The sequence below is a fragment of the Mycobacterium sp. DHQP2018-32-09 genome (assembly GCF_058148405.1).
The window spans coordinates 1-6,086 of the sequence record NZ_JBYVYK010000096.1 but is presented as its reverse complement, the minus strand read 5'-3'; the positions used below and the strand labels follow the sequence as shown (position 1 = coordinate 6,086).

Annotated in this window: 4 protein-coding genes; 2 read left to right on the top strand and 2 right to left on the bottom strand. The window is 69.6% G+C overall.

The window, feature by feature from the left end; translation table 11 throughout:
- Both AC30CM_RS26625 and AC30CM_RS26620 read right to left on the bottom strand, forming a co-directional pair.
- The coding region (locus AC30CM_RS26625) for a cyclodehydratase (RefSeq protein WP_490119916.1) at positions 1 to 597 on the bottom strand (597 nt) is incomplete at its 3' end.
- A gap of 36 nt (positions 598 to 633) precedes the next feature.
- Positions 634 to 2,022: a zinc-dependent metalloprotease gene (locus tag AC30CM_RS26620; RefSeq protein WP_490119915.1), complete on the bottom strand. Its 1,389-nt coding sequence runs from the start codon at positions 2,020 to 2,022 to the stop codon at positions 634 to 636.
- Between the two features lie 134 nt (positions 2,023 to 2,156).
- Here AC30CM_RS26620 and AC30CM_RS26615 point away from each other — a divergent pair, with 134 nt between their 5' ends.
- Positions 2,157 to 3,179, top strand: coding sequence for a YlbL family protein (locus AC30CM_RS26615; RefSeq protein WP_490119914.1), 1,023 nt, complete (start codon positions 2,157 to 2,159; stop codon positions 3,177 to 3,179).
- 125 nt (positions 3,180 to 3,304) lie between these two features.
- Positions 3,305 to 6,086 (top strand): UPF0182 family protein (locus AC30CM_RS26610; protein ID WP_490119917.1); only part of this gene is annotated, 2,782 nt, incomplete at its 3' end.

The window sequence follows — 6,086 nt, the reverse complement described above, 5'->3', positions numbered from 1 at the left end:
GGCGTCGCGGTCGGCGCGGTGCAGGTCGGCGCACTGGAGGCAGCTGGTGCGGCCGGGTACGACCAGCGGCCCGACCAGCCCGGCGCCGTCGCGCAGTCGCACCGGCAGGTGCGCGACGCCGGCGTCGTGCAGGTCCCGGCGGACCTGCGGGTCGGTGGCCAGGAAGTCGGTCAGCACTACCAGGTCGGTGCGGGTGGCGCCGATGCCCGCGTGGTTGAGGCTGGTGCGTTTGACCCGCGTGCCCGAGCAGCGCAGTGCCGAGGCCAGCAGGTCCGAGAGCGGTCCGCGCCCGTGCACGCGCACCGCGGCGGTCCGCAGGGGCGTGGTGACGGCGGCGACGACCCCGGCGCGGGTCAGCGCGGCGACCAGTTCGTGCACCTCGTCGGGTCGGTGGGCGCCGCGGTTGCACGCCAGCGCCGCGACGTCGGCGGGCGTCATGGGCACGCGCAGCGTCTCCAGCACGTCGGCCAGCGCCGTCGCCGACAGGCCGGTCGGCGGGCGCACCACGACGGCGCGGCGCGGGTCCCAGCCCACCTGGACGGTGTCGTCGGGCCGCATCAGCACCGGCATCGCGGCATCGAGGGCGTACTTCACCACGCCTTCGACTCAACCATGGCCGCGGGGGGCCCGACGTCAGCTCTTGGGCGCGGCGTCCCCGCCCGGCTGGTCGCCGTCGTCGGCGGTCCCGACGTCCTTGGTGAGGTCGGCGATGGCCTGTTCGAAGGCGTCGTCGCCGCCGCTGGTGTCACCGGCGATGACGCGGTCGATGAACGCGGCGGGCTCGTCGAGGTCGGCGGCCACCGGCAGCAGGTCCGGGTGCTGCCACACGGCGTCGCGGGCGTCGGCGCCGACGGCGTCGGTGAGCCGCTCCCACAGCGTCGCGGCCTCGCGCAGCTTGCGGGGCCGCAGTTCGAGGCCGACGAGCGTCGCGAACGTCTGCTCGGCGGGGCCGCCGGTGGCGCGACGGCGGCGCAAGGTCTCCGACAGCGCGGTGGTGCCGGGGATGCGGTCGCCGAGGGCGGCGGTGACGACCGTCTGCACCCAGCCCTCGATGAGCGCCAGCAGCGTCTCGAGCCGCTCGAGGGCCGCCGTCTGCTCGGGGGTGGCCTTGGGTTCGAACATGCCCTGGCTGAGCAGCTCTTCGAGCTTGGAGGGATCGGCCAGCGCGGCCGGGTCGATGCCGCGGGCCAACTCCTCGATGCCGCTGGAGTCGACCTTCATGCCCTTGGCGAACGCCTCGACGGCGTTGAGCAGCTGGCTCGACAGCCACGGCACGTGCGAGAACAGCCGGTGGTGGGCGGCCTCCCTGGCGGCCAGGAAGGTGACGAGTTCACTGCGGGGCTGTTCGAGACCCTCCCCGAGGGCCTCGATGGCGTCCGGCATGAGCGCGGCGACGCCCTTGGGGCCCAACGGCAGGCCGATGTCGGTGGACGTCAGCACCTCCTTGGACAGCGTGCCCAGCGCCTGGCCCAGCTGCGACCCGAACGCCATGCCGCCCATCTGCGACATCATCGCCATCAGCGGGCCCGCCATGGCCTTGGCCTCCTCGGGCAGCGTGGATGCCCACACGTCGGACATCTGCCGGGCCACCGGGTCGCACAACCGCTTCCAGGTGTCGATGGTGTGGTCCACCCAGTCGGTGGGTGTCCAGGCGACGGCGCGGGTGGTGCCCGCGGGCAGCGGCGTCACGCCGTCGAGCCAGGTCTCGGCCAGCCGGACCGCGTCGGCGATGGCCGTGGTGGTCTGTTCCGGGATGGGCTTGACGAACCCGATCGAGCTGGACGCCAGCTGACGCGCCAGGTCGTAGTTCACCGGGCCGGACTGCGCGCCGCCGGCCATCGCACCGCCGGCGCCGCTGAACATCTCGCCGAGCTTGGTGAAGATCTGGCCGAGATCGGCGGGGTTGAACCCGCCCGCGCCACCGAACCCGAACGGGTCCTGGGGACCGGACGGGTCTTTCTTGGATTTGTCGGGGTCGTCTCCGGGATCGCCGGCGGAGAAGCCGAAGGGCAGGTCAGCCATGCTTCAACCGTACCCACCGGCGTGCCGCGGCGTGGCCGCGCGGGTCACGCCGAGAGTGAACCGACGGTGCGGCGAACCCGGTGACCGGGGGATCGGTTGCGCAGAGCCTTACTGTGGTCGGCGTGATTGGCGGTGTGAACAGGCGGATTCTGACCCTGCTGGTGGCGCTGGTGCCCATCGTGGCGTTCGGCGTGCTGCTGTCGGCGGTCACGGTCCCCTTCGTGGCGTTGGGGCCGGGCCCCACGTTCAACACGCTCGGCGAGGTCGACGGCAAGCAGGTCGTCGACATCGAGGGTGCCGACGTGCACCCGACGACGGGGCACCTCAACATGACGACGGTCAGCCAGAGCGACGGGATCACGCTGGGGCAGGCGCTCGCGCTGTGGATGTCCGGGCGTGACCAGCTGGTGCCCCGCGCGCTGGTGTACCCGCCGGACAAGTCGCGCGACGAGATCGACGAGGCCAACACCGCCGACTTCAAGAGTTCCGAGGACAACGCGGAGTACGCCGCGCTGTCGTATCTGAAGTACCCGCAGGCCGTCACGGTGGCGTCGGTCAGCGACCCGGGCCCGTCGGCGGGCAAGCTGCGCGACGGCGATGCGATCGACATGGTGAACGACAAGCCCGTCGCCAACGTCGAGGAGTTCACGTCGCTGCTCAAGGCCACCAAGCCCGGTCAGCAGATCACCATCGACTACCGCCGCAAGGGCGGGGAGCTGGGGACGACGACCATCACGCTGGGGGACAACCCGGACCGCGACTACGGGTTCCTGGGCGTCAGCGTGCAGAACGCGCCGTGGGCCGACTTCACCATCGACTTCAACCTGGCGAACATCGGCGGCCCGTCGGCCGGTCTGATGTTCAGCCTGGCCGTGGTCGACAAGCTCACCACCGGCGACCTCAACGGCGGGAAGTTCGTCGCGGGCACCGGCACCATCTCCGACGACGGCAAGGTCGGTCCCATCGGCGGCATCACCCACAAGATGACGGCGGCTCAGGAGGCCGGCGCGACGGTGTTCCTGGTGCCCGCGGACAACTGCGCGGAGGCCAAGACCGCCGACGACGACGGCCTGACCCTCATCAAGGCCGACACGCTGTCGCAGACCGTGGAGTCGCTCAAGACCTACGTCGCCGGAGGTCAGGCGCCGGGCTGCTGACGTCGCGTGCGTCGCGATGCTGAGAAACTCCTCAACCACCCGACACGTAGAGTTGTGACACGCCGCGCGGGCGTGATCCGTCCGCGGGGCCATGTCGAACGGTCACCAAGAGTGGAGTGGAACCAGTGGGGATGCGCCCGACGGCACGAATGCCGAAGCTGACGCGACGGAACCGGATCCTGGTCGCCATCGCCCTGGTGGTCGTCCTGTTGCTGTTGCTGGGGCCGCGCCTCGTCGACACCTACGTCAACTGGCTGTGGTTCGGCGAACTGGGTTACCGCTCGGTGTTCACCACGGTGCTGGTCACCCGCGCCGTGGTGTTCCTGGTGGCCGCGCTGTTGATCGGCGTGGTGATGTGGGCGGCGTTGACGCTGGCCTACCGCACGCGCCCGGTGTTCGTCCCCGCCGCGGGGCCCAACGATCCGGTCGCGCGCTACCGCACCGCGGTGATGGCGCGCATGCGGCTGTTCACCGTCGGCATCCCGGCGTTCGTCGGCATCCTCGCCGGCATCGTGGCGCAGACCTACTGGGTGCGCGTGCAGCTGTTCCTCAACGGTGACTCCTTCGGCGTCACGGATCCGCAGTTCGGCCTCGACCTCGGCTTCTACGCGTTCGACCTGCCGTTCTACCGGCTGGTGCTGAGCTACCTGTTCGTCGCGGTGTTCCTGGCGTTCATCGCGAACCTGCTGGGGCACTACTTGTTCGGCGGCATCCGGCTGGCCGGCCGTGCCGGCGCGGTGAGCAAGTCGGCACGCATCCAACTGATCTCGCTGGGCGGCACCCTGATCCTGCTCAAGGCGTTCGCCTACTGGCTGGACCGCTACGAGCTGCTCAGCCACACCCGCGGCGGAAAGCCGTTCACCGGTGCGGGTTACACCGACATCAACGCCGTGCTGCCCGCCAAGCTCATCATGCTGGCCATCGCCGTCATCTGTGCGGTGGCGGTGTTCTCGGCGATCTTCCTGCGGGACCTGCGCATCCCGGCCATCGGCGTCGTGCTGCTGCTGCTGTCGTCGCTCGTCATCGGCGCGGGCTGGCCGATGATCGTCGAGCAGTTCAGCGTCAAGCCCAATGCGGCGCAGAAGGAATCCGAGTACATCAGCCGCAGCATCGCCGCGACGCGGCAGGCCTACGGGCTCACCCCGGACACGGTGACCTACCGCGACTACAGCGGCAACGCCGCGGTCAACGCGCAGCAGGTGGCCTCCGACCGCGCCACGACGTCGAACATCCGCGTGCTGGATCCCACGATCGTCAGCCCGGCGTTCACGCAGTTCCAGCAGGGCAAGAACTTCTACTTCTTCCCGGACCAGCTGGCCATCGACCGGTACAACGGGCCCGACGGGAACCTGCGCGACTTCGTGGTCGCCGCACGCGAACTTAACCCCGACCGGCTGATCGACAACCAGCGCGACTGGATCAACCGGCACACGGTGTACACCCACGGCAACGGGTTCATCGCCTCGCCCGCCAACACGGTGCGCGGCATCGCCAACGACCCCAACCAGAACGGCGGTTACCCGGAGTTCCTGGCCAGCGTGGTCGGCGCCAACGGCGAGACCGTCTCGCCCGGGCCCGCGCCGCTGGATCAGCCCCGCATCTACTACGGCCCGGTGATCGCCAACACCGCCGAGGACTACGCGATCGTCGGCAAGAACGGCGACGACCGTGAGTACGACGTCGAGACCAACGTCGAGACCAAGAACTACACCTACACCGGCACGGGTGGCGTCCCGGTGGGCAACTGGTTGGCGCGCAGCGTGTTCGCCGCCAAGTTCGCCGAGCGGAACTTCCTGTTCTCGAACGTCATCGGCGACAACAGCAAGATCCTGTTCAACCGCGACCCCGCGGCCCGCGTGCAGGCGGTGGCGCCGTGGCTCACCACCGACAACGGCGTGTATCCCGCGATCGTGAACAAGCGCATCGTGTGGATCATCGACGGCTACACCACGCTGGACAACTACCCGTACTCGGAGCTGACGTCGCTGTCGTCGGCGACGGCCGACTCCAACGAGGTGGCGTTGAACCGCCTCGCACCCGACAAGCAGGTGTCCTACATCCGCAACTCGGTCAAGGCCACCGTCGACGCGTACGACGGCACCGTCACGCTGTACGCGCAGGACGAGAACGATCCGGTGCTCAAGGCGTGGATGAAGGTGTTCCCGGGCACGGTGAAGCCGAAGGCGGACATCACCCCGGAACTGCAGCAGCACCTGCGCTACCCCGAGGACATGTTCAAGGTGCAGCGCGCGCTGCTGGCCAAGTACCACGTCGAGGACCCGATCACCTTCTTCTCGACCTCGGACTTCTGGGACGTGCCGCTGGATCCGAACCCCACGGCCAGCAGCTATCAGCCGCCCTACTACATCGTCGCCAAGGACATTGCGCAGAACGACAATTCGTCGTCGTTCCAGTTGACCAGCGCGATGAACCGGTTCCGGCGTGACTTCCTGGCGGCCTACATCAGCGCCAGCTCCGACCCGGCCACCTACGGCAAGATCACGGTGCTCACCATCCCCGGTCAGGTCAACGGTCCCAAGCTGGCGTTCAACGCGATCAGCACCGACACGGCGGTCAGCCAGGACCTCGGCGTCATCGGCCGCGACAACCAGAACCGCATCCGGTGGGGCAACCTGCTCACGCTGCCGGTGAGCGACGGCGGGCTGCTGTACGTGGCGCCCATCTACGCCTCGCCGGGCACCAGCGACGCCGCGTCGTCGTACCCGCGCCTCATCCGCGTGGCGATGATGTACAACGACAAGGTCGGCTACGGCCCCACGGTGCGCGACGCGCTCGACGAGATCTTCGGCCCCGGTGCCGGTGTCACGGCGACGGGCCCCGCACCCGCGGCGGGCCAACCGGCCGGCGGCTCCCCGCCGGCCGCACAGCCCGCGACGGGGACCGTCC

Excerpts from the sequence above, each read along its gene's own strand:
- AC30CM_RS26620 (WP_490119915.1), bottom strand. The coding sequence starts at position 2,022 with ATGGCTGACCTGCCCTTCGGCTTCTCCGCCGGCGATCCCGGAGACGAC.